This is a genomic window from Bauldia sp. (genome assembly GCA_037200845.1).
Taxonomy (GTDB): Bacteria; Pseudomonadota; Alphaproteobacteria; order Rhizobiales; family Kaistiaceae; genus DASZQY01.
In genome coordinates, this window is sequence record JBBCGQ010000001.1 from 2211525 (window position 1) to 2234542 (window position 23018).

Here is a 23018-nt window from a genome sequence, read left to right on the forward strand (position 1 = left end):
CCGCCTCCCTGCGGCCGCGTGGCTCGAAGGCAATCGCGATGGCAAAGAAGAACAAGGCCGATCTCCGGTCGAAGGCATGGTTCGATAATCCCGCCAACCCGGGCATGACCGCGCTCTATCTCGAGCGCTACCTGAACTATGGCCTGACGCGCGAGGAGCTGCAGTCGGGCAAGCCGATCATCGGCATTGCCCAGACCGGCTCGGACCTGTCGCCCTGCAATCGCCATCACCTGGAGCTTGCCAAGCGCGTGCGCGAAGGCATCCGCGCCGCCGGCGGGCTGGCGATGGAGTTTCCGGTCCATCCGATTCAGGAGACGGGCAAGCGGCCGACCGCGGCGCTCGACCGTAACCTTGCGTACCTGGGGCTAGTCGAGGTCCTGTACGGCTATCCGCTCGACGGCGTCGTGCTGACCACCGGCTGCGACAAGACCACGCCGGCCTGCATCATGGCGGCGGCGACCGTCGATATTCCGGCAATCGTTCTGTCGGGCGGGCCGATGCTGAACGGCTGGTGGAAGGGCGAACGCTCCGGCTCGGGCACCATCGTGTGGAAGGCGCGCGAGCAGCTCGCGGCCGGCGAGATCGACTACGAGGAATTCATCAAGATCGCCGCGTCCTCGGCGCCCTCGGCCGGTCACTGCAACACCATGGGCACGGCCTCGACGATGAATTCGCTGGCCGAGGCGCTCGGCATGTCCCTGCCCGGCTGCGCCGCGATCCCGGCGCCCTACCGCGAGCGCGGGCAGATCGCCTATGAGACCGGGCTGCGCGCCGTCGAGATGGTGTGGGAGGACCTGAAGCCGTCCGATATTCTGACGCGCGAGGCATTCGAGAACGCCATCGTGGTCAACTCCGCCATCGGCGGCTCGACCAATGCGCCGATACATCTGAATGCCATCGCCCGCCACGTCGGCGTCAAGCTCGACATCGACGATTGGGAGACGATCGGTCACAAGGTGCCGCTGCTGGTCAACCTGCAGCCGGCCGGCAAATATCTCGGCGAGGAATATCATCGTGCCGGTGGCGTCCCGGCCGTGGTCAACGAGCTCGACAAGCAGGGCCTGATCCGCAACGCCATCACCGCCAACGGCAAGACGCTCGCGGAGAACTGCAAGGGCCGCGAGATCGAGGACAAGGACGTCATCCGTCCGTTCGGCGAGCCGCTGGTCAAGGATGCCGGCTTCATCGTGCTCCGCGGCAACCTGTTCGATTCCGCGATCATGAAGACCAGCGTCATCACGCCGGAATTCCGCAACCGCTATCTTTCCAACCCGAAGTCGCCCAACGCCTTCGAGGGCAAGGCGGTCGTGTTCGAGGGGCCGGAGGATTATCACCACCGCATCGACGATCCGGCGCTCGCCATCGATGAAAACTCGATGCTGTTCGTCCGCGGCACCGGGCCGATCGGCTACCCCGGCGGCGCCGAGGTCGTGAACATGCAGCCGCCGGCGGCGCTCATCAAACGCGGCATCCACTCCCTGCCCTGCATCGGCGACGGCCGCCAGTCGGGCACGTCCGGTTCGCCGTCCATTCTCAATGCTTCGCCGGAGGCGGCGGCCGGCGGCGGGCTGGCGCTGGTCAAGACCGGCGACCCGATCCGCATCGACCTCAACAAGGGCGAGGCCAACATTCTGGTCGACGATGCTGAGCTGGCGAAGCGGCGCGCCGACCTCAATGCGCACGGCGGCTTCCCGATACCCGCGAGCCAGACGCCGTGGCAGGAAATCCAGCGCGGCATCGTCGATCAGTTTTCGGAAGGCATGGTCCTCAAGCCGGCGATCAAGTACCAGCACGTCGCCAAGACGTTCGGCATCCCGCGCGACAACCACTGACGGATTGATCTGGCGCAAGGCCGGCGCGGCCGGCCTTGCCGAGGATGACGGCATGGGCAAAATCAACGCCGCCTGGCACGACGCCAACCCGATGCCGAAGAATCCGACGCTCGATCAGCGCATCGCCTGGCACGTCGCGCACGCCAGGCATTGCGGCTGCCGCCCGGTGCCCGACAAGCTCGGCGAGGAGATGGTGAAGCGCGGCATCAAGGTGCCGGTGTTCAAGGGCTAGCGACCGGGCCAGCAAACAGGACTCGGCGCCATACCTTCGCCTTGCGGGGAGGCATCCTCTCCCCCGCTTTCCCCGCGAAGGCGGGGATCCAGGTGGCGAAATTCTGCCGCGGCGCCTGTTCCGATCTCCGCACCTGGACCCCCGCTTTCGCGGGGGAAGCGGAGATTGAATCTCCGCCCGATCCACCCTGGCGAAAGGAGCGACTAGTGCGTGCTCAGCCACTCGCGGGCAGCGCGCTGCGCCTCGGCGACGGCGACCGCCGTCATCTCGCGCGCCACTTCCTGCCGGTAGGTCGCCGCCTCGCGCAAGCCCCGCGCCGCGGCGATGTTGAACCACTTGTGCGCGGCGACGAGGTCGGGTTCGACCTCCGCGCCGGCCGAGTAGGCAATGCCGAGCTCGAAGAAATTCTCCGGCGTCGGCTTCGCTTCCGCCATCGCCGACATCTCGGCGCCCATCTCGTAACGTCCCATGACACTGCCCCGTAATTTGCCGGTTGTGGGCGTCCGCGGTCTTTTTTCCCCGCCGCGTTTTGCCCGTTCGATGGCGTGGAGGATGGCGGGCGCGGCTCAAGGGGCCCTTAAAACTTGAGATGAATTTTCTTCAAATGCCGCGGTAATCCCTCGTTGACGAACGGCGGATTTCCTCGTGTTTCCGGCCGCGGATTAATTTCCTAGTCACGCCTTGGCAACGGAGCGCTAACCGCAACTGCGAAACCGCCGCCGCTTGGCGGCCGCGCCACACTCGCGTTAGATGGCACCGGGAAAAAATTTGGGGGCGACGAGATGAAACCGATCCGCTTTGCCGTCGCGGCGCTGGCCTGCGCGCTGCTTGCCGGCTGCTACACCAGCGACAAGCTGCTGGTCACCGACGCCGACTCCGTCGCCGACTATTCCAAGATCACGTTCACCGGCAGCGAGGACGACGCCAAGCCGGCCGCCTTCACGCGCGCCGACAAGCACTACGTCACCGAGAGCGACGGCAACACGGTCGAGCTTCGCCTGAAGCGCATCGACGGCGACTACTACGTCGCCCAGCTTTCCAATCCGAAAGTGCCGGAAGGCGAGAGCGGCGCGCAGATCCTCTACGGCTACCTGCACCTCGACGCCGGCAAGGGCGAGGCCCAGACATGGCGCACCTACGGCACCAAGGACGACGTCCAGGCCGGCATGCGCATGTGCAAGGACGTGATCTGCATCGACGATCTCGCCGCCTACGTCGCCTATGCGCAGAAAGCGGTCGCCGACGGCGACAAGCCCGACTCGACATTCAAGGTGGCGGTGGAGAAGTAGGCCATGGTCACCGGCGGCTTGGCGCTCGCTCTCATCGTCATTGCGCGCATTGCGCTTGGCCTGATGTTCCTTGCCTCGGCGATCGGCAACTTCGGCAGGTTCGCAATGTTCGAGCAGCTCCTCGCCGAGAAGCGGCTGCCGCAGCCGTGGCTGCTGATCCGCGTTGCGGTCGCCGTGGAGGCGATCGGAGCGGGGCTGCTGATCCTCAGCCTGTGGCCGGCCGTCGGCGCCGCGCTGCTTATCGGCTTCACGGTCGTGGGAACGTACGTCTTCCACGACTTCTGGCAGCGCACCGGAGAGGAGCGCCGCAAGGAGATCGACAGCGTGCTGACCAACACCGCGATTGTCGGCGGCCTCCTGCTCGCGATCGTGACCGGCTAGGCCGCCATCGCGTCGGCTTGCTTCGGCGCGATCTTCGGGAACGGCCGGAAGGTCATGGCGATGAGGAACGCGCCAATGCCCATGCCGAAGCAGGTGAGGTAGAGCGCGCCGTACGTGCCGGTGGTGTCGAAAAGCCAGCCGCCGAGGATGGGCCCGGTCGCCATGCCGAGGCTGCCCGCCATCGACGTGCCGCCGATGATGGTGCCCATCATGCGCAGCGGGAAATTCTCGCGCGCCAGCACGGCGTATAGCGGCATGATGCCGGCGTAGACGAAGCCGAACAGCGCCGCCGCGGCGTAGAACGACGGCAGCGTGCTGGAGAAGAAGTAGCCGAGCGCGCCGAACGCCTGGATGAGCAGGCCCCAGACCAGCACGTTCTTGGCGCCGAGCTTGTCGGCGACGACGCCGAAGCCGATGCGGCCGAACATGCCCGCCAGCCCTTCGACGCTGTAGATCGTCGCCGCCGTGACCGCCGGGATGCCGCAGATGATGGCGTAGCTGACGGTGTGGAAGATGGGGCCGGAGTGCGTCGCGCAGCAGAAGAAGTTGGTGAGCGCCAGGATGATGAAGGGCGGCGACAGCAGCGCCTGCTTCACCGTCATGTCGCTGCGGTCGGCTTCTTCCAGCGGAGCCGCGGCGGACGCACCCGCGACGGCAGCCCGCGCCAGCGCCGGCGGACGGCGCAGCAGGAACGTCGCCGGGATGAGGATGACCGCGGCGATCAGCGCCAGGATCTGCATCGACACGCGCCAGTCGTAGGTCGTGATCAGCCACGCCGACAGCGGCGTCATGGTGAGCGGCGCCACGCCGACGCCGGCCGAGACCAGCGAGACGGCGAGGCCGCGCTGCGTATCGAACCAGCCGGTGACCGCGGCCATCAGCGGCGCGAAGAACGCCGCGACCGCGACGCCGGCGACCAGGCCGAAGAGAAGCTGGAAGGCCAGCAGCGAGGTCGCGATGCTGGCGAAATACAAACTGCCGACGAGCATCACCGAGCCGACCAGGACGACGATGCGCGGGCCGAAGCGATCCGACAGCGAGCCCCAGAAGAGCGACGCGAACGCCATCGCCAGGAAGCCGATGGTCATCGCCGCCGAGATGCCGGTGTGCGACCAGCCCGTCTGCGTCGCCATCGGCTGCAGGAAGATCGGCAGGGCGAACAGGCAACCCATGGCGACGCAGCCGATGAGGCCGCCCGCCGCGACGATCACCCAGCGATACGTTGAATTCGGCATCTGCAGGCTCCCCGCGATTTTTGATCCGCGACACGCAGCTTCCCGGCGTGTCGGCATCTTGTCGACCGCGCCTTGCCGGATTCGACATATGTTGATATCAAAACATCATGACAGCGACAACGCCTTTTCCACGCCCCGTGGCGCTCGAGGTGCGCGACCGGTGCCTCTGCTTCACCGCGCAGCGCGCCGCCCGCGGCCTCGCCCGCCGCTTCGACCGGCTGTTCGCCGGCCTGGGGATAACCAACGGCCAGTTTTCCATGATGGTCGCGATGGGCGGCATGGGCGCGCCGAAGCTCGGCGAGCTCGCCGCGTTCCTGGCGATGGACCACGCGACGGTGACCGCGGCGGTGCGCAAATTGGAGCGGCGCGGGCTGGTGACGGTCCGCGTCGACGGCAGCGACGCGCGGGCACGGCGCGCCTCGGTCACCGATGCCGGGACCGCGCTGGTCGCCCGTGCCATGCCGCTATGGCGCGAGGAGCACGCGCGACTTGGGGTGGAACTCGATGGCGAGGCGGCGGAGGTCCGCCGGCAGATGATGCGGCTGGCGCCGCCGCTGCATCGGGCGGCGGCGGCCACGTAGGCGGACCAACATCTCCTGCCCCGCTCCTCATTGCGGCGCAGGTTTCCATTGGGACACCTCTCCCTCAGGGAGAGGTGACCAACAGGCGTCGCCGCTTACGGAGAGACTTAAAGCCCGAGCTTCGCCTTCAGCAGCGCGTTCACCGCCTGCGGGTTGGCCTTGCCGCCGGATGATTTCATCACCTGGCCGACGAACCAGCCGAGCGCCGCTGGCTTCGTCTTCGCATCAGCGACCTTGTCGGGATTGGCGGCGAGCACCTGATCCACGATCTTCTCGATCGCGCCGGTGTCGGTGACCTGCTTCAGCCCGCGCTGCTCGACGATCTCAGCCGGATCACCGCCTTCGCTCCACAGAATCTCGAATACATCCTTGGCGATCTTGCCGGAGATCGTGTTGGCCGCGATCAGGTCGAGGAGGCCGCCGAGCTGCGCCGCCGAGACCGGGCTCTCGCCGATGGTCTTGTCTTCGCGGTTGAGCCGCGCGGCAAGATCGTTGATGACCCAGTTCGCCGCAACCTTGGCGTCGCGTCCCTTCGCCGCCGTCTCGAAGAAATCCGCCGTGTCCCGGTCGGCGGTCAGCACGTCGGCGTCATAGGGCGTGAGGCCGAGGGCGGAGACGAACCGCGCCCGCTTCGCGTCCGGCAACTCCGGCAGCGCCTTCGCCAGCCCATCGACGTACGCCTGATCGAACTCCAGCGGCAGCAGGTCCGGGTCGGGGAAATAGCGGTAGTCGTGCGCCTCTTCCTTCGAGCGCATCGACCGCGTCTCGTTGCGGTCGGGGTCGTAGAGGCGCGTCTCCTGGTCGATGGCGCCGCCCTCCTCCAGGATCTCGATCTGGCGGCGCGCCTCGTGCGCGATGGCTTCGCCGACGAAGCGGATCGAGTTGACGTTCTTGATCTCGCAGCGCGTGCCGAGCGGCTCGCCCGGACGGCGCACCGAGACGTTGACGTCGGCGCGCAGCGATCCTTTTTCCATGTCGCCGTCGCAGGTGCCGAGATAGCGCAGGATGGCGCGGAGCTTGGTGAGGTAGGCCTTCGCCTCGTCGGCGGAGCGGATGTCCGGCTTCGACACGATCTCCATCAGCGCCACGCCGGAGCGGTTGAGATCGACGTAGCTCATCGTCGCGTGCTGGTCGTGCAGTGACTTGCCGGCGTCCTGCTCCAGATGCAGCCGCTCGATGCCGACGGTGAACGCGGTGCCGTCGGGCGTTGCGGCGGTGACGGCGCCCTCGCCCACCACCGGCTGCTGATATTGCGAAATCTGGTAACCCTGCGGCAGGTCGGGATAGAAGTAGTTCTTCCGGTCGAAGCGGCTCCGGAGATTGATCTTCGCGTTAAGCCCCAAGCCGGTGCGCACGGCCTGCGCCACGCACTCGGCGTTGATCACCGGCAACATGCCCGGCATCGCCGCATCGACCAGGCTGACGTGTGCATTGGGCGCGCCGCCGAATTCGGTCGAGGCGCCGGAGAACAGCTTCGACTTCGAAGTCACCTGCGCGTGCACCTCCATGCCGACGACAATCTCCCACTCGCCGGTGGCGCCCTTGAGCCGCTGCGCTGGGAGGGAGTCGCGCACTACCAGCCGCCCTCGAGCAGGGCCGCGTTGGCGATCTGCTTCCATTCCTCCTCGGTCTCGAGCTCGAGGTAGGTCTTCCCCGCGCGCTCGTACCAATAGTCCGCGTTCGCCCGATCGCCTTCCATGCGGTGGAGATGGGCGTGCACCCATGCCGCCGCCTGCCCCTCTTCGTCCTGGACCAGCGCGTGCGCCTTGTCCCATTCGCCGTGCGCAGCGTGCCAGAGGGCGGCGAGCGGCGCGCTGGCGCCTTCCGGCGGCGCCGGCATGGCGCGGAGTTCGGCAGCGTTCATGGCTTCGCCTTTTTGTTGGCACGCGCGGCAATTGCCTGCCGCTCCCACTCGATGTTCCAGTCCATCAGCGTCGTCCACAGGTCGGCGGCAAGATCGACGTCGAGCCCGCGTTCCTTGGCCAGCGCAGTAACCTTGGCGAGCACGTCGTTGACGCGCGAATCGATGCGCGCTTCGTCCGGATCGTTCTTGATCTCGGCCATGCGGCGGATGTAGCCGAAGCGTTCGACGAGCAGATCGACCAGCACGCGATCGAGGCGATCGATCTCGCGCCGGATGTCCTCCCGCGTCGTGCATTCGGCCGGTGTCATCTATCCCTCGATCACGGCGTCGGCTTCGATCTCGACCAGCCAGTCGTCGTCGAGCAGCGCCTTGACGACGATCATCGAGCTCGCCGGGCGGATGGCGCCGAAGACTTCGCCGTGCGCCTTGCCGATCGCCTTCCAGTCGGCCTGCCGCGTCATGAACACGCGGGTGCGGATGACGTCTTCAAGCTTGGCGCCGGCCTGCTCCAGCGCGGCGCGGATGATTTCCAGCGACCGGCGCACCTGGCCGGCGGGATCGCCGATTGCGGCGCTCTTGCCGTCCGGCCCGATCGGCGCCGTGCCGCCGACGTGCACGATGTTGCCGATGCGGACGGCGCGCGAGAAGCCGATGACCGGCTCGTACGGACTGCCGGAGGAGATGTTCTGACGACTCATGTTGCCCACCATGGTTGCGGGGTGAAATGGCCGGCCGCATCTTCGATCACGGCGGCGGCGCGGAAAAGCATCTCCTCGTCGAACGGCCGGCCGATCAGTTGCAGGCCCATCGGCAGGCCGTCGGGCGATTTGCCGGCCGGCACCGCGATGCCCGGCAGGCCGGCCATGTTCACCGTAACCGTGAACACGTCGTTGAGATACATCTCGATCGGCGAGGCGAGCGCCATCGCCTCCAGCCCGAAGGCGGCCGAGGGCGTCGCCGGCGTCAGGATGGCATCGACGCCGGCCGCGAAGGCGATCTCGAAATCGCGCTTGATCAGCGTGCGCACCTTCTGGGCGCGCAGATAATAGGCGTCGTAGTAACCGGCCGAGAGCACGTAGGTGCCGATCAGCACGCGCCGCTTCACTTCCTTGCCGAAGCCGGCGGCGCGCGTCTTCTCGTACATATCGATGATGTCGTCGCCGGGCACGCGCAGGCCGTAGCGCACGCCGTCGTAGCGCGCCAGATTGGACGAGGCCTCGGCCGGCGCGACAATATAATAAGCCGGCAAAGCATATTTGGTGTGCGGCAGGGAAATATCGACGATCTCGGCGCCGGCCGCCTTCAGCCACGCCTTGCCCTCTTCCCATAATTTCTCGATCTCGGCCGGCATGCCGTCGACGCGATACTCGCGCGGGATGCCGATCTTCTTGCCGCGGATGCCCTGCCCCACGGCCTGCTCGTAGTCGGGCACCGGAATATCGACGCTGGTGGTGTCCTTGTCGTCGACGCTCGCCATCGACTTGAGCAGGATCGCGGCATCGCGGACGTCGCGCGCGATCGGCCCCGCCTGATCGAGCGACGAGGCGAAAGCGACGATGCCCCAGCGAGAGCAGCGGCCGTACGTCGGCTTGATGCCGACGGTGCCGGTGAACGCCGCCGGCTGGCGGATCGAGCCGCCGGTGTCGGTCGCCGTCGCGCCGGCACAGAGGCGCGCCGCGACCGCGGCGGCCGAGCCGCCGGACGAGCCGCCGGGCACCAGCGGCGCATTGGAGCCGGTCGAGCGCCAAGGGTTGACCACCGGGCCGTAGTACGAAGTCTCGTTGGACGAGCCCATCGCGAACTCGTCCATGTTGAGCTTGCCGAGCATGACCGCGCCGTCGGCCCACAGGTTCGCCGTCACGGTCGAATCGTAGGTCGGCTTGAATGCGTCGAGCACGTGCGAGGCGGCCTGCGTGTGCACGCCCTCCGTCGCGAACAGATCCTTGATGCCGAGCGGCACGCCCTCCAGCGCCCGCGCGCTGCCGGCGGCGATGCGCCTGTCGGACTCCGCCGCCATCGCTAGCGCCTTCTCCGGCGTCTCGACGATATACGCGTTGAGGCTGCGCGCCTTCTCCATCGCCGCGAGATAGGCGCGCGTCAATTCGACGGCGGAAAACTGCCTCGCCGAGAGGCCGTCGCGAATTTCCGCGATCGTGAGCTGGGTCAGGTCGCTCATGCCGACAGATGCTTCTCGTAAAAGACCGTCCATTGCGTGACGGGATAACCGAGCACGGCGCCACAGCGCACGAAGCCGGCCCGCTCATAGACACGCCACGCGGCCGGGTGGCGGTCGCCGGTCTCCAGCACCAGGCGGCGGAAATTTTCGCGCCGCGCCAGCGCCTCGACCTCGGCGAGGATAGCGCCGCCGATCCCCTGCCCCTGAAATTCGGGCCGCGTATACATCCGCTTGACCTCGGCGATACCGTCGCGGTCGCGGCGCAGCGCCCCGATCGCCACCGCGCGGCCCTTGTCGCGCGCGACGAACACCGTCGTGTCGCCGTCGGCCATCTGCTCGACGCTCATGTGATGGCAGAATTCGCGCGGCGTCAGCGCCAGTAGCGCCTCGTTCAGTTCGGCAACGAGTTCGCGCACATCACCCTGCAGGGGCGTTTCGATTGCGATGACGACAGAGTTCCGGCCGCGCGAAATCCCCGGGTCACGCCCGGGGATGGCTGAATGATCCGCTGCTCGTCTCATTCAACCACCTTGGGCACGACGAAAAACCGATCGTTGCCGCCCGGCGCGTTGGCCAGCACCTTGTCGGCCTTCTCGCCGTCGGTGACGACGTCGGCGCGCATCTTCGCCTGCATCGGGATGACGGCGGTCATCGGCTCGATGCCGGTGACGTCGACCTCGTTCAACTGCTCGACGAAGCCGAGGATGGTGTTGAGGTCGCCGGTCAGCTTCTCGGCCTCGGCATCGCTGACGGCAATGCGGGCAAGGCGCGCGACGCGCTTGACGGTGTTCGTGTCGACCGACATGAAAGGAAATCCTTGAAGCTGCGCATGGTCTTAGCAACCGCGTTTTGCAGCGGCAAGGGCGGTGGTCGTCGCGTTTCGAGACACCCCTCCCCAAACCGCCTCCAGCCGTTTGACCCTCCCACAAGGGGAGGGTTCAAGTGGAGTCCGGATCGTACAACCTGCCTGAGCCCTCCCCTTGTGGGAGGGCCAAAACCGCACTTCGCGGTTTTGGGGAGGGGTGTGCCGACTTCTGGTAAATTTCCGCCATGGCGACCGACTCCCTGCCCGGCTTCTGCCGCGACTGCCTGACGCCGGCGGGCGCCGCGGAGCGTTGCGCCCATTGCGGCAGCCCGCGCCTGCTGCGTCATGCGGAGCTCTATTCGCTGACCATCGCGCACCTCGACTGCGACGCCTTCTACGCCGCGATCGAGAAGCGCGACGACCCCTCGCTGGTCGACAAGCCGGTGATCGTCGGCGGCGGCAAGCGCGGCGTCGTCTCGACCTGCTGCTATATCGCGCGCATCTATGGCGTGCGCTCGGCCATGCCGATGTTCCAGGCGCTGAAGCTTTGCCCCGACGCGGTGGTGGTGCGGCCGAATTTCGAGAAATACACGGCGGCCGCGCGCGACGTGCGCCGCCTGATGGGCGAACTGACGCCGCTGGTCGAGCCACTGTCGATCGACGAAGCCTTCCTCGATCTCGCCGGCACGCAGCGGCTGCACCGCGCGCCACCGGCGCTGGCGCTCGCCAGGCTGCAGACGAAGATCGAGAACGAGGTCGGCATCACGGTGTCGATCGGGCTGTCGTTCAACAAATTCCTCGCCAAGGTCGCGTCCGATCTCAGGAAGCCGCGCGGCTTCTCGATCATCGGCGAGAAGGAGGCGACGACGTTCCTTGCCGACAAGCCGGTCGGCCTGATCTGGGGCGTCGGCAAGACGATGCAGGCGCACCTCGCCGCCGACGGCATCCGCACCATCGGCGCGCTGCAGCGGATGGACGAAGCCGAGCTCGGCCGGCGCTACGGCTCGATGGGCCTGCGCCTCGCGCGCCTGTCGCACGCCCGCGACGCGCGCACCGTCGAGCCGCGCGGCGAGGCGAAAAGCGTCAGCGCCGAGACGACGTTCGACGGCGACATCGCCGATGCGCACGACCTCCGCGCCATCCTGCGCACGCTGGCGGAGCGCGTGTCGAAGCGGCTGAAGCGCGCGGCGATCGCCGGCGTGACGGTAACGCTGAAGCTGAAGACGGCCGACTTCCGCATCCGCACGCGCAGCCGGCAACTGACGGACCCGACGCAGCTCGCCGACCGCATCTTCGCCGCCGGCGGCGAACTCCTGGCGCCGGAGGCGGACGGCACGCGGTATCGGCTGATCGGCATCGGAGTGTCGGATTTCGCCGATCCGCGATTGGCCGATCCGGACGATCTGGTCGATGACGGGGCACGCAAGCGCGCCGCGGCGGAGGCGGCGGTCGATCGCATCCGCGGGAAGTTTGGCGACGATGCCGTCGGGCTTGGGCTGACGTTCGAGCCGGAAAAGCGGGAGTAACCTCCTCTCCGCTCTTCCCCGCGAAGGCGGGGACCCAGGAGGTGCAATTGTGCGCCGGCCTGAAGTCTCGCGCTCAGGTGACACCTGGATCCCCGCTTTCGCGGGGAAAGCGGAGAATGGATCGTCCCCGCATCCCTGCCCTACGGACAGGGCGTGTTCGGCAGCGTGTCCAGCCGCACCAGTTTCCCGATCAGCACGAAGCGGCCGTAGTCCAGCCGCAGGCGACGCATGACGCCGTTGTCATAGAGCAGCGCCGACATCGAGTAGGTCGGCGCCTGGTCGATCGTCGCGTCCTGGTCGAAGTACGTGATCTTCACCGGCCAGTGCATCATTGTCGCGAAGCCGGCGTCGGCGATCGGCGCCTCGTCGCCGACGTCGCTGGGGTCGGTCGAGCCTTCGCCGATGACCACGGTCGCCGGCGCGGTCGTCTCGCCGCCGTCGAGGCCGTCGTAGGTGGTGAAGGAGAGGAAGCGCTCCCCTGCCCGCGCCGCATCGAGCGTGCGCGTCACCTGCTCGGTCGGGAAGACGACGTCGCGCGCGATGTCGAACGATTTCTTCTCCGGCTTCTTCAGCTTGACGTGCACGCCTGTGGCGCCGCGTAGCGCGTCGCCGATCGAGATATCGCTGGGGTCGCCGTCGTCGATCGTCTGGTTGTCGAAGCTGAGCGAGCCGTCCGGCTTCTCGACCGTCGCCGAGCGCGAATCGATCACCTTGCGCTGGTCGTCGGAGTCGGTGGCGTCGGTGACGAAGCGCGTCACAGTGGTGTAGCCGGCGCACTCCGAGCCCTTGAACTCGGTGACGACGCGGCCCGTCATCGTGCCGATATCGGGCGAGTCGACCGTCGGGTCGAGAACGAGGTCGTGGACGGCGCGGTAGCTGGCGAGCGGCACGCCGGCGGATGCCGGGCCGGCGGCGAAGGCCGCCAGCGCCAGCAGGTGGACAAGCTTGGACATCGCGCGAGCGGCCCCTTGCGGCATCAGGTCTTTTGAGCGAAACACGCTGAAACGACTTTCGGGCGAATGGGTGGCGAGCGCAATGGCTGAATCGGCGGAAACCATACTGAAAGCGCTGGGCATCGAACTGCCGGCGATGGCCGCCCCGGCGGCCAACTACGTGCCCTCCGTGCGCACCGGCAATCTGCTGTTCGTCTCCGGCCAGGTGTCGATCTGGCCGGGCGCGCGCTACGTCGGCAAGGTCGGCCAGAGCCTCACCGTCGAGGAAGGCCAGCAGGCGGCGCGCGTCTGCGCCATCAACATCCTCGCCAACATCAAGGCCTCGCTCGGCAGCCTCGAGAAGGTCGGCCGCATCGTGAAGCTCGTCGGCTTCGTCAACTGCGCCCCCGAGTTCCAGGACCCGCACAAGGTCATCAACGGCTGCTCCGATCTCTTGACCGAGGTGCTCGGGCCGCGCGGCAAGCACGCCCGCTCGGCCGTCGGCATGGCGACGCTGCCGATGGGCGTCGCCGTCGAGGTCGAGGTCATCGTCGAGATCGCAGCCTAAGGCATGGCCGCGCCGGACTGGCTGACCCGGCGGCCGATCGCGCACCGCGGCTACCACGACATCGCCGCCGGCCGCATCGAGAACACGCTGTCCGCGGCCGAAGCGGCGATCCGGCACAACTTCCCGATCGAGTGCGACCTGCAGCGCACCAGCGACGACCGCGTCGTGGTCTTCCACGACGACACGCTGGAGCGGCTGACCACGAGCAGCGGCCCGGTGGAGCGCAAGCCGCTTTCCGAACTCCGCGCCGCGACCTTCCGCGGCGGCGACGCCAGGATCCCGACACTGGAGGAGCTGCTCGACCTGGTCGACGGCCGCGTGCCGCTGGTGATCGAACTCAAAAGCGGCTTTACCGGCGACCGGAGGCTGGAGGCCGCCACCGCCGCGATCCTCACCGAATACACCGGCCCCGCGGTGGTCATGTCGTTCGATCCGGCGTCGATGACCGCCATGCGGCGTCTTGCCCCGGGGCTGCCGCGCGGCATGCTGGGCGACCGCTTCAAGGCCGCGGACTGGCCGATGCTTTCCGCGCTCCAGCGCTGGACGTTCGCCACCTTCGCCATGGCGCCGGCCGTGCTGCCGTCGTTCGTCTCGTATCACGTCGGCTCGCTGCCCGCCTCGCCGCCGCTGGCGCTCCGGCATTTCTTCGGCCTGCCGCTGATCACATGGACGGTGCGCACCGCGCGCGACCGCGAGATCGCGAAGGCGTGGGCGGACCAGATCACGTTCGAGGGATTTGACCCGGACGCGCTCGGTTGATCTCGGCGCTGCGTCGCTTCCTCTCAACTGTCATCCTTCGGCGGCGCGAAGCGCCGACCGGAGGACCAGCCTCAGCAAACAGGCATCGTGGGGAAGAGCACGGTCCTCCGGTCCAGGCCTTTGACCTCGCCGAAGGATGACAGTGGAGGGGATGCGGTGGCCGACATCGGAGGCGCACGCCTCACTTGCACGCCCTGCCCCACGGCCTAAGTTGACGCAGTGGCACTCTTTTCCAGCAAGACTCCGGACACCGCGACCTTCCACGTCGTGACCTCGCTCGCCGAAATCGCGCGCGACGACTGGGACGCCGTCGCGAACCCGGAAGGCGCCCAGTACAATCCGTTCCTCGCCCACGATTTCCTCTGGTCGCTGGAAGAATCCGGCTCGGCGGTCCGCAAGACCGGCTGGCTCGGCCAGCATCTGGTGATGGATGGCGCCGGCGGCAAACCGGCGGCGATCCTGCCCTGCTATCTGAAGTCGCACTCGATGGGCGAATACGTCTTCGACCATGGCTGGGCCGAGGCCTACGAGCGCGCCGGCGGGCGCTATTATCCGAAGCTGCAGGCGGCGGTGCCGTTCACGCCCGCCACCGGCCGGCGGCTGCTGGCGCGCGACGACGACGCGCGGCGATTGCTCGCCACCGCGGGCGCGCAACTGACGGAGAAGGTCGGCGCCTCCTCGCTGCACGTGACGTTCGCGACCGAGGCGGAATGGGCGCTGCTCGGCGAGGCCGGCTACCTGCAGCGCACCGACCAGCAGTATCATTTCATCAATCAGGGCTATCGCGACTTCGACGATTTTCTGGATTCGTTGTCCTCGCGCCACCGCAAGACGATGAAGCGCGAGCGCCGCGACGCGCTCGACAACGGCGTCACCATCGAGCCGCTCACCGGCAGCGCGATCACGGAGACGGCGTGGGACGCATTCTACGAATTCTACATGGACACCGGCGGCCGCAAGTGGGGCCGGCCGTACCTCAACCGCCGCTTCTTCTCGCTGGTCGGCGAGCGCATGGCCGACAGGATCCTGCTGGTCATCGCCAAGCGTAACAACCGCCCGATCGCCGGCGCGCTGAACTTCATTGGCTCGGACACGCTCTACGGCCGCTACTGGGGCTCGCTCGAGGAGCAGCCCTTCCTGCACTTCGAGGTCTGCTACTATCAGGCGATCGAGTGGGGCATCGCGCACGGCAAAGAGATCGTCGAGGCCGGCGCGCAGGGCGAGCACAAGGTGGCGCGCGGCTATCGCCCGACGACGACCTACTCCGCCCACTGGATCCCCGACCCCGGCTTCCGCCGCGCCGTCGCCGATTATCTCAAGACGGAGCGGCGCCAGGTGGCGAAGGACGTCGAGGCGCTGGCCGAGTATCTGCCGTTCAAGGACGGCGGCGAGACCTGATCACACGACGGTCCAGCCCGGGAGGTAGCGGTCGGCCGTCCCGAAAGCCCGGTTCTCGTCGAGGTTGGCGAACCATCGCCGCGGCGCCGTCACCGACTGGCCCGGGCGGCTGGCAAGCCACGCGCCCCACCACGAGAAGGTTGAGTTGGCGATGATGTGATGCCGCGCCAGCGACATCAGGTGCATGTCGTGGTGCGGCGCCTCCCTGTGCTCGGGAAAATCGACGACGGTCGCGGCGTGCCCACGCGTGTCGAAATTCGCGCGCACCCAGACGGGATCGTCACTGAACAGGAACAGCGTCAGCGGATCGGACGCCCTCGCCTCCAGTTGCTCGAGCGCGGCGCTGTAGTATTCCGGCGGGCAGCAATTAGCGAAGCGGAAGCTGAACGCCCCGTCGATGTAATCGGTGCGGCGTACGTGGATGGCGACGGCCCCCGGCGCGGTAACCATCGCGGCCGCCAGTTCGCGGGCGGCCTCCGATGGCAGCGGCGGAAACGCAAAATCCTGGCGAATGACGTCGGGCGCCGGATCGAAATAGCGCGGCGACTGCCAATAGCCGTCGAGATAGGCCGGCCCGTTGATGGCGGCGATCTCCGGCCAGTAGCGCCGGTACGGCTCGCGAAAGAACGTGATTACCTCCGTGAGCGGCACCAGACCGAAACGGCGCTCCAGCAAGTTCTGACGGACGGCAACGATCTGCTCCCGTGTGGCGATCTCGCCGGCCAGCGAAAAGACATCGAGGCCGTAGCGCCGCGGCGTGACCTGCCCGCTCGGGCGGCTGAACCAATCGAGATCGAGCATCAGCGGCAGCCCGGTGCGAACCGACATCGCCCGCCCCGCGGCGTACTGGAACATCTGGTTGCCGAGGCCGCTGCTCACGCCGACGAAAATTGCTGGCCTCATTCCGGCTGCCGACCTGTGACGCTCTGCAAAACGTGGCACTGGATAGCCGACCGCATGACCGGGAACAACCCGACCGTGAGCGCTCGCTTGCCGCCATCCGTCCCGGGCGGTAGACCCGCGCAACGAACGGAGCCGTCCGATGCCGTCTCAGCCGACCTACGACGATACCAACATCTTCGCCCGCATTCTGCGCGGCGAGATTCCCTCGACCAGGGTCTACGAGGACGACGCCGTCGTCGCCTTCATGGACGTGATGCCGCAGGCGGCGGGGCACACGCTGGTCGTGCCGAAAGCGCCGTCGCGGAACCTGCTCGATGCCGATCCCGCGACGTTCGCGACGCTGATGCCGGCGGTGCAGAAGGTTGCGCGGGCGGTGAAAGCCGCCTTCGCCGCCGACGGCATCACCATCCTGCAGTTCAACGAGGGTGCGGCGGGGCAGACGGTGTTCCATCTCCACTTCCACGTCATCCCGCGCATGGAAGGCGTGCTGCTCAAACCGCATACCGGCGGGATGGAGCGGCCGGAGGTGCTGGCGGCGAACGCTGAGAAGATACGGAAGGCGCTAGCCTAACCGAACCTCTAGTGGCAGTCCCCGAGTTCGAGCACGCCGCGCGTATCGGAATCCAGGTCGAACGTCCACGCCTGGCCGCCCGCGTTCTCCGGTACAGCGACCTTTGACTTGATTGCCACCAGCACCGGCTCATGCGGCGGCTCGCCCGGATCGGTGAACATATGAAATACCTGCATCTTGCCAAGCAGCAGGCCTTTGTCGGTGATGCCGATATTCGCCGTGACGAAGCTGTCCGGAGTGGCAGTACCTCCGACAAGCCACTGCCCCTTCGTGAATGAAATTCTGCCGTCGAGCACTGATATCTTGCCGATGGCGATAAGATCCGGCGTCTGCTTCTCGTTCACCAAAATCCGGCTGAGCGAGAAATTGCAGGCTCGGCCGTCAAGCTCATGCCCCAGTTTCACCTTGGAGAAATTGAAGGCGTATTGTTTCGGAACCCCGGGATCGGCTTCCGGCTCCTTCGGCTTCAATTCCGATGGATAGATACGCAGCCGGCCGATAGCGGCAACCTCGACTCCTTTCGCTGACGTCGTGAAGGCACACCACGCGCTAACCGTTTCGCCGGAAAGCGGCGGCAGCGCGTCGCCCAAGCCGAATTGCTCGGACAACGCCGCGGCCGCGGCGATCGTCTTCTTGTCGAGCTTGCCCGTCGCCGCGCCGGGCCTGAAGGCGGTGTTGCCGAGATAAGCCTGAACGCACTTCGCGTCGTCCACCGGGGCTGCGGCCATCGCGCCACCACCCGGGGCGGTCGCCGCGAGGCCCGTGAGCAGCGCGAGTGGCAGAAGGCTACGCATTGGTTTTGAAAAGAAGGTCATGGACATGGGCCAGTTTCGGGGCGCCGAAAATGCGTTCGGCGATTTCGTCGTGGGGCAGCCGGAATGCCGCCTCGATGGCGGCGGCGCATACGGCGCGGTAATCCAGCGTCGCCGCAAGGTCGCGGCCCTGGAACATCTCCTTCGCGCCGACACCCGGCCAGTCGGCAAGGACGCTCGCGCGCTTCAGCAGGCCGCCTGCCAACAGCCCGCAGGTGCCATAGCCATGGTCGGTTCCTTCGCTGCCGTCTTCGCGCACCGTGCGCCCGAATTCGGTGAGCGTCAGGACGATCGAATCCTTCCATGCGGCGCCGAGGCCATCTTTGTAGTTCTTGAATATCTCGTCGATGGTCGAGAAGAGGCGCGGCAGACGACCGTCGTCGCGGCCCTGATTGGAATGCGTGTCGAATTCGTTGAGCCGGATCACCGAGACGTTCGGCCCGCCGGGCTTCGCCATCTCCTGGCCCGCTTTGAAAGCCAGCGCCGGCGCCTCGCGCCGCTTGGCCTCCGTGGTCTGGCTGTCGGCGCGCTCGTAGAGCTTGGTGTAGGCCTTGGCGACGTCGCCATCGTAGCTAGCCGCAAGCGCCTTCATCATGCCGCCCTTGAGGTCGAGGGTTCCGTGAAGGTTGGCGGGGAAAAGGTTGTCGAGATCCGAGCCGCCGCGAATGATGAGCGGCATGTCGAGCGCCAGCGCCTTTCCGGGTATGCCGACAAGATCGAGGGTCCGGCCGAGCCAGCCGGTCGGCAGCGCGAACGGATTGGTCCCGCCCGACTGCATCAGGTTCTGCCCCTCGAAGTGCGATCGATTGATGTAGGGGATCGACGTGGCGTGCACGATCGCCGCTTCGTTGTTTGCCAGCATTTCGGCAAAGTTGACGAAGTTCTGATGCAGGCCGAAAAACGGATTGATCTTTATCGGCGAGGACGAGATCAGGCCGTTTCGCACCTTGACCAGCGAAGGGTCGCCGATCGCAGGCACGGCGGCCAGGCCATCCATGCCGCCTTCCAGAATGATCACGGCGATCTTGCCGAGGTCGCGCGTCTGGGCGAACCCGCGCGCCGGAAAGCCCGCGTAGAACACGCTCGCCGATCCCATTGCCAAGAATTCGCGCCGTGAGATCATGATCAGGCCTCCGTGAATTCCGGGCTGCACCACAGAAGAATGAATTGCGCCGACAACGACGTCTCCGTTGCCATCAGCGTGCGCGTGCTCGGGCCAGCTGCTGCCCGGTCTGCGATCGCCGGCGCCGCGAGGAGCAGTGCACCGCCGCGCCCGATAAGGTCGGAGAAGCGGACACGACGCTCCATGTGCTCCGGTGAAACCCAGTCCGCTTTCGCATCGGAGAATCCGTCCGGCTGACGCGACGCCCAATCGAACTGGCCGAGCTCGCGCAACATCGTCTCCGCGTCGCGCTCGTATGGGTCCATCTTCTTTTCATCGACCTCGTCGAAGCCGAGGAACGGATTTGCACCCGACGTCCGCGCCATCTGGAACAGCCACGCTTCCGGCTGCTGGAATTTCCGCGCATCCAGCTCGCTCGCCGCGCGCTCGACCACGGCACGATGGATCGTCTGCAGATCGCCGCCGCCCGTCTTCCAGGCATCCGCGATGGCGGCAACGTCAGCGTCGGTCGGCTCTTCGCGAATGAAATGCCGCGCGAGCTTCTTCGAGACGTGATCGATAGTCTCGGTTTTCGCCGCGAGAAAATCCGTCAGCGTGCGCAGGCCGGCTTCTCCGGCCGGGATCTTCTGGCCCAGCACGACCTTCTCGCCCGGTTCGTGCCTTTGCGGGAAAAACGCCTGCGACTTGTCGCGCTTGGGTTGCTCAGAGGGCAGTTCGTAGACGTATCCCCACCCTGTCAGGACCTTGGCTGTCTCCGTCACGTCCTCCTGTGCATAGCCAGCGACAGGCGAGACCGTGTGCAGCTCCAGCAGCTCGCGCGCGAGATTCTCATTGATGTTCGACTGGAACCCCCCGGCCTTCTTGCCGCGTCCTTCGGATGAGTTCGGCCCGATGGAATAGATATTGTCGAGGTAGCTGACCATGGCCGGGTGCGATGTCACCGCGAACAGCATGTCGGCGAACGTCTTGAGCATGTTCGCCTTGATCGCGTGATCGACCATATGCTCGGCGAGATCGTTGGCCTTGTTGCCGTCCCCCACGGTGAAGTGATTGCGCCAGAAATTGGCAAAGCGCTCGAACACCGGCGCCGCTGAATAGAGCGGCTGATGGCAATGCCTGAGGATGTCGAACCTGACCGCGCTGTGTTCAGTCTGCAGCTTGTAGCGGCCGATGCCGTATTCCGTGCTGTTATTCTCCAGCTTCCGGTCCAGAACGTCCATTCCGGCGCGGTAAGCCAGGATGTTGATGACCAGCTTTTCGAGATCCCAAATCTGATCCTCGGGCCACGGGACGATCTTCGGACCCGCGCGCCGCGCAATTCCTACCGGCGGCGGCACGGCGGAAAGCTGGGCGAGCGCCCACTCGACGATGTCGGCAGGGTCTTCGCCCGGACGCAGGCCATACCCGATCTTGCGCGCAAACCGAGCCGTGTCCGATGGTCCCAGCGCCATCCAGTTTCCCCCGAAACAACCAGCAACCCGCTCAACCATAGCGGGATGCTGTGGCTTTGCCATCTACAATTTTGGGTATCGTGGGCGCGCCAAAAACGGAAAAGGACGGTCCGATCGGACCGCCCTTTTCTAATTCTGCGTGCGCCGCCTAGTTCGTCTTCAACGGCACCTTCGGCACCAGGCCGCGCTTGCCTTCGCCGCCTTCCGGCGGCTTCTTGGCGACGGCGACCTTGGGCTTGCGCGGCGCGCGCTTCTTCTTCGGCGCGTCGTCGGGCGTCGGTTCCGGCTTCGGCATCACCGGGCCGTCTTCCAGCGCCTCGAGGATCAGGTCGGAGCCGTCTTCCTTGACGGTGACCTTGACCGTGCCGCCCTTCTTGAGCTTGCCGAACAGCACCTCGTCCGCGAGTGGCTGCTTGATGTGCTCCTGGATCACGCGCGCCAGCGGCCGCGCGCCCATGCGCTCGTCGTAGCCCTTTTCTGCCAGCCATTTGATCGCGTCCGGCGACAGATCGAACGTGACGCCGCGGTCGGCCAACTGGGCCTCGAGCTGCAGCACGAACTTCTGCACGACGTGATTGACGATCTCCGGCGGCAGGCCGGCGAACTGCACGATCGCGTCGAGGCGGTTGCGGAACTCAGGAGCGAAGAGCCGGTTGATCGCTTCCTGGTCGTCGGCGTCCTTCATCGACTTGCCGAAGCCGATCGCCGGCTTGGCAAGATCGGCGGCGCCCGCGTTGGTCGTCATGATCAGGATGACGTTGCGGAAGTCGACGCTCTTGCCGTTGTGGTCGGTCAGCTTGCCGTGATCCATGACCTGCAGAAGGATGTTGTAGAGGTCCGGATGCGCCTTCTCGATTTCGTCGAGCAGCAGCACGCAGTGCGGATGCTGGTCGACGCCATCGGTGAGCAGGCCGCCCTGGTCGAAGCCGACGTAGCCCGGCGGCGCGCCGATCAGGCGCGAGACCGTGTGCCGCTCCATGTACTCCGACATGTCGAAGCGGATGAGCTCGACGCCCATCGCCTTGGCGAGCGCGCGGGCGACTTCCGTCTTGCCGACGCCGGTCGGACCCGCGAACAGGTAGGAGCCAATCGGCTTCTCGGGCTCGCGCAAACCGGCACGCGCCAGCTTGATCGCCGAGGCCACCTTCTCGATTGCCTTGTCCTGGCCGTAGACGACGCGCTTCAGCGACTCGTCGAGATGGCGCAGCACCTCGGCGTCATCCTTCGACACCGACTTCGGTGGGATGCGCGCCATGGTCGCGATCGTCTCTTCGATTTCCTTGACGCCGATCGTCTTGCGCCGCTTGCTCTCGGGCAGCAGCATCTGCGAGGCGCCGGTCTCGTCGATCACGTCGATCGCCTTGTCCGGCAGCTTGCGGTCGCTGATGTAGCGGGCCGACAGCTCCACGGCCGACTTGATCGCGTCGGCGGTATAGCGGACGCGGTGGAACTCCTCGAAGTACGGCTTGAGGCCCTTCAGGATCTCGATGGCGTCCGGGACGGTCGGCTCGTTGACGTCGATCTTCTGGAAGCGGCGGACCAGCGCCCGGTCCTTCTCGAAGAACTGGCGGTACTCCTTGTAGGTGGTCGAGCCGATGCAGCGGATCGAGCCCGAAGCGAGCGCCGGCTTGAGCAGGTTCGATGCGTCCATGGCGCCGCCCGACGTCGCACCCGCACCGATCACGGTGTGGATCTCGTCGATGAACATGATGGCGCCGGGGAACTCCTCGATCTCCTTGATCACCTGCTTGAGGCGCTCCTCGAAATCGCCGCGGTAACGCGTGCCGGCGAGCAGCGTGCCCATGTCGAGCGAGAACACGGTCGACTTGCGCAGCACGTCGGGCACGTCGCCGTCGACGATGCGCTTGGCGAGGCCCTCGGCGATCGCCGTCTTGCCGACGCCGGGGTCGCCGACGAGCAGCGGATTGTTCTTCTGCCGGCGGCAGAGAATCTGGATCGTGCGGCTGATCTCGGAGGAGCGGCCAATCAACGGATCGATGCGGCCCTTCTTCGCCTTGTCGTTGAGGTTGACGCAGTACGCCTCGAGCGCGTCGGCCTTCTTCTTCGGGTCGGCGCGGTCCTCGACCGTCGCCGCGTCGTCGTCGACGCCGCGCACCGGGCGCGCGTCGCTCATGCCGGCGCGCTTGGCGATGCCGTGGCTGATGTAGTTGACCGCGTCGTAACGGGTCATGTCCTGCTCCTGCAGGAAGTACGCGGCGTGGCTCTCGCGCTCGGCGAAGATCGCGACCAGCACGTTGGCGCCGGTGACTTCTTCCCGGCCCGACGACTGGACGTGGATCACCGCGCGCTGGATGACGCGCTGGAAGCCGGCGGTCGGCTTCGAGTCTTCGTCGGCGCCGGTAGCGAGGTTCGCCAGCTCCGTGTCGATGTATTCAACGAGGTTGCGGCGGAGCATGTCGAGATCGACGTTGCACGCGCGCATGACGGCGGCGGCATCCTGATCCTCGAGCAGCGCCAGGAGCAGATGCTCCAGCGTTGCGTATTCCTGATGGCGTTCGCTGGCGAGCGACAGCGCCTGATGCAGGGCCTTTTCCAGACTGCGGGAGAATGACGGCACTT

Annotated in this window: 25 protein-coding genes; 10 read left to right on the top strand and 15 right to left on the bottom strand. The window is 66.6% G+C overall.

Features of this window, described 5'->3' with window-relative positions; genetic code table 11:
• Positions 1-38: 38 nt before the first annotated feature.
• A complete protein-coding gene (locus WDM94_10880; GenBank protein MEJ0013106.1) occupies positions 39-1832 on the top strand; it encodes an IlvD/Edd family dehydratase in 1794 nt (597 codons plus the stop codon).
• A 52-nt stretch (positions 1833-1884) separates the two neighbouring features.
• A complete protein-coding gene (locus tag WDM94_10885; protein MEJ0013107.1) occupies positions 1885-2064 on the top strand; it encodes a hypothetical protein in 180 nt (59 codons plus the stop codon).
• A gap of 203 nt (positions 2065-2267) precedes the next feature.
• On the opposite strand, the gene WDM94_10890 is transcribed toward WDM94_10885, so the two are convergent.
• On the bottom strand, positions 2268-2534 hold the full coding sequence (locus WDM94_10890) for a hypothetical protein (GenBank protein ID MEJ0013108.1): 267 nt from the start codon (positions 2532-2534) through the stop codon (positions 2268-2270).
• 312 nt (positions 2535-2846) lie between these two features.
• Between WDM94_10890 and WDM94_10895 the strand changes: the two genes are divergently transcribed.
• Both WDM94_10895 and WDM94_10900 read left to right on the top strand, forming a co-directional pair.
• Positions 2847-3353 carry a hypothetical protein gene (locus WDM94_10895; GenBank protein ID MEJ0013109.1) on the top strand — a complete coding sequence of 169 codons (507 nt, stop codon included), beginning with the start codon at positions 2847-2849 and terminating at the stop codon, positions 3351-3353.
• 3 nt (positions 3354-3356) lie between these two features.
• Positions 3357-3734 carry a DoxX family protein gene (locus WDM94_10900; protein MEJ0013110.1) on the top strand — a complete coding sequence of 126 codons (378 nt, stop codon included), beginning with the start codon at positions 3357-3359 and terminating at the stop codon, positions 3732-3734.
• Here the strand turns inward: WDM94_10900 and WDM94_10905 are convergent.
• On the bottom strand, positions 3731-4969 hold the full coding sequence (locus WDM94_10905; protein MEJ0013111.1) for an MFS transporter: 1239 nt from the start codon (positions 4967-4969) through the stop codon (positions 3731-3733). The genes WDM94_10900 and WDM94_10905 overlap by 4 nt on opposite strands.
• Positions 4970-5076: 107 nt before the next feature.
• On the opposite strand from WDM94_10905, the gene WDM94_10910 reads away from it, so the two are divergent.
• Entirely contained in the window at positions 5077-5550 is a 474-nt protein-coding gene (locus tag WDM94_10910) for a MarR family winged helix-turn-helix transcriptional regulator (protein MEJ0013112.1), read from the top strand.
• Positions 5551-5657: 107 nt separating this feature from the next.
• On the opposite strand, the gene gatB is transcribed toward WDM94_10910, so the two are convergent.
• From gatB to gatC, 7 genes are all read right to left on the bottom strand, one after another.
• Positions 5658-7124, bottom strand: a complete 1467-nt coding sequence (gene gatB / locus WDM94_10915; GenBank protein MEJ0013113.1) for an Asp-tRNA(Asn)/Glu-tRNA(Gln) amidotransferase subunit GatB — start codon at positions 7122-7124, stop codon at positions 5658-5660.
• The gene (locus WDM94_10920) at positions 7124-7414 is read right to left on the bottom strand and encodes a hypothetical protein (GenBank protein MEJ0013114.1); all 291 of its coding nucleotides are present in this window, start codon (positions 7412-7414) and stop codon (positions 7124-7126) included. The genes gatB and WDM94_10920 overlap by 1 nt, the downstream gene beginning before the upstream one ends.
• Entirely contained in the window at positions 7411-7722 is a 312-nt protein-coding gene (locus WDM94_10925) for a chorismate mutase (protein ID MEJ0013115.1), read from the bottom strand. Before WDM94_10925 ends, WDM94_10920 begins: the two co-directional genes overlap by 4 nt.
• Complete coding sequence (locus tag WDM94_10930; GenBank protein MEJ0013116.1) at positions 7723-8112, bottom strand: RidA family protein; 390 nt, start codon at positions 8110-8112, stop codon at positions 7723-7725.
• On the bottom strand, positions 8109-9590 hold the full coding sequence (gene gatA / locus WDM94_10935; GenBank protein MEJ0013117.1) for an Asp-tRNA(Asn)/Glu-tRNA(Gln) amidotransferase subunit GatA: 1482 nt from the start codon (positions 9588-9590) through the stop codon (positions 8109-8111). The genes WDM94_10930 and gatA overlap by 4 nt, the downstream gene beginning before the upstream one ends.
• On the bottom strand, positions 9587-10006 hold the full coding sequence (locus WDM94_10940) for a GNAT family N-acetyltransferase (GenBank protein ID MEJ0013118.1): 420 nt from the start codon (positions 10004-10006) through the stop codon (positions 9587-9589). Before WDM94_10940 ends, gatA begins: the two co-directional genes overlap by 4 nt.
• Positions 10007-10107: 101 nt before the next feature.
• Positions 10108-10395 (bottom strand): Asp-tRNA(Asn)/Glu-tRNA(Gln) amidotransferase subunit GatC, encoded by a 288-nt coding sequence (gatC, locus tag WDM94_10945; protein MEJ0013119.1) that lies wholly within the window; start codon positions 10393-10395, stop codon positions 10108-10110.
• A 245-nt stretch (positions 10396-10640) separates the two neighbouring features.
• Between gatC and WDM94_10950 the strand changes: the two genes are divergently transcribed.
• The gene (locus WDM94_10950) at positions 10641-11921 is read left to right on the top strand and encodes a DNA polymerase IV (protein MEJ0013120.1); all 1281 of its coding nucleotides are present in this window, start codon (positions 10641-10643) and stop codon (positions 11919-11921) included.
• A gap of 140 nt (positions 11922-12061) precedes the next feature.
• On the opposite strand, the gene WDM94_10955 is transcribed toward WDM94_10950, so the two are convergent.
• Positions 12062-12874 (bottom strand): DUF1849 family protein, encoded by an 813-nt coding sequence (locus WDM94_10955; protein MEJ0013121.1) that lies wholly within the window; start codon positions 12872-12874, stop codon positions 12062-12064.
• Between the two features lie 82 nt (positions 12875-12956).
• On the opposite strand from WDM94_10955, the gene WDM94_10960 reads away from it, so the two are divergent.
• The 3 genes from WDM94_10960 (at position 12957) to WDM94_10970 (ending at position 15578) form a co-directional block, all read left to right on the top strand.
• Positions 12957-13421 (top strand): RidA family protein, encoded by a 465-nt coding sequence (locus WDM94_10960; GenBank protein MEJ0013122.1) that lies wholly within the window; start codon positions 12957-12959, stop codon positions 13419-13421.
• Between the two features lie 3 nt (positions 13422-13424).
• Entirely contained in the window at positions 13425-14180 is a 756-nt protein-coding gene (locus WDM94_10965) for a glycerophosphodiester phosphodiesterase family protein (GenBank protein ID MEJ0013123.1), read from the top strand.
• 285 nt (positions 14181-14465) lie between these two features.
• Positions 14466-15578 carry a GNAT family N-acetyltransferase gene (locus WDM94_10970; protein MEJ0013124.1) on the top strand — a complete coding sequence of 371 codons (1113 nt, stop codon included), beginning with the start codon at positions 14466-14468 and terminating at the stop codon, positions 15576-15578.
• Here the strand turns inward: WDM94_10970 and WDM94_10975 are convergent, their stop codons facing one another.
• Complete coding sequence (locus WDM94_10975; protein MEJ0013125.1) at positions 15579-16481, bottom strand: alpha-1,2-fucosyltransferase; 903 nt, start codon at positions 16479-16481, stop codon at positions 15579-15581. It abuts the gene before it with no gap.
• A 139-nt stretch (positions 16482-16620) separates the two neighbouring features.
• On the opposite strand from WDM94_10975, the gene WDM94_10980 reads away from it, so the two are divergent.
• Complete coding sequence (locus WDM94_10980) at positions 16621-17052, top strand: HIT family protein (protein MEJ0013126.1); 432 nt, start codon at positions 16621-16623, stop codon at positions 17050-17052.
• An 8-nt stretch (positions 17053-17060) separates the two neighbouring features.
• On the opposite strand, the gene WDM94_10985 is transcribed toward WDM94_10980, so the two are convergent.
• The 4 genes from WDM94_10985 to clpA all read right to left on the bottom strand — a co-directional run bounded on the left by WDM94_10985 (position 17061) and on the right by clpA (position 23016).
• The gene (locus WDM94_10985; GenBank protein ID MEJ0013127.1) at positions 17061-17873 is read right to left on the bottom strand and encodes a hypothetical protein; all 813 of its coding nucleotides are present in this window, start codon (positions 17871-17873) and stop codon (positions 17061-17063) included.
• Positions 17839-19020 (bottom strand): DUF1501 domain-containing protein, encoded by a 1182-nt coding sequence (locus tag WDM94_10990; protein ID MEJ0013128.1) that lies wholly within the window; start codon positions 19018-19020, stop codon positions 17839-17841. The genes WDM94_10985 and WDM94_10990 overlap by 35 nt, the downstream gene beginning before the upstream one ends.
• The gene (locus WDM94_10995) at positions 18990-20501 is read right to left on the bottom strand and encodes a DUF1800 family protein (protein MEJ0013129.1); all 1512 of its coding nucleotides are present in this window, start codon (positions 20499-20501) and stop codon (positions 18990-18992) included. The genes WDM94_10990 and WDM94_10995 overlap by 31 nt, the downstream gene beginning before the upstream one ends.
• A gap of 85 nt (positions 20502-20586) precedes the next feature.
• The gene (clpA, locus tag WDM94_11000) at positions 20587-23016 is read right to left on the bottom strand and encodes an ATP-dependent Clp protease ATP-binding subunit ClpA (protein ID MEJ0013130.1); all 2430 of its coding nucleotides are present in this window, start codon (positions 23014-23016) and stop codon (positions 20587-20589) included.
• Positions 23017-23018: the final 2 nt, after the last annotated feature.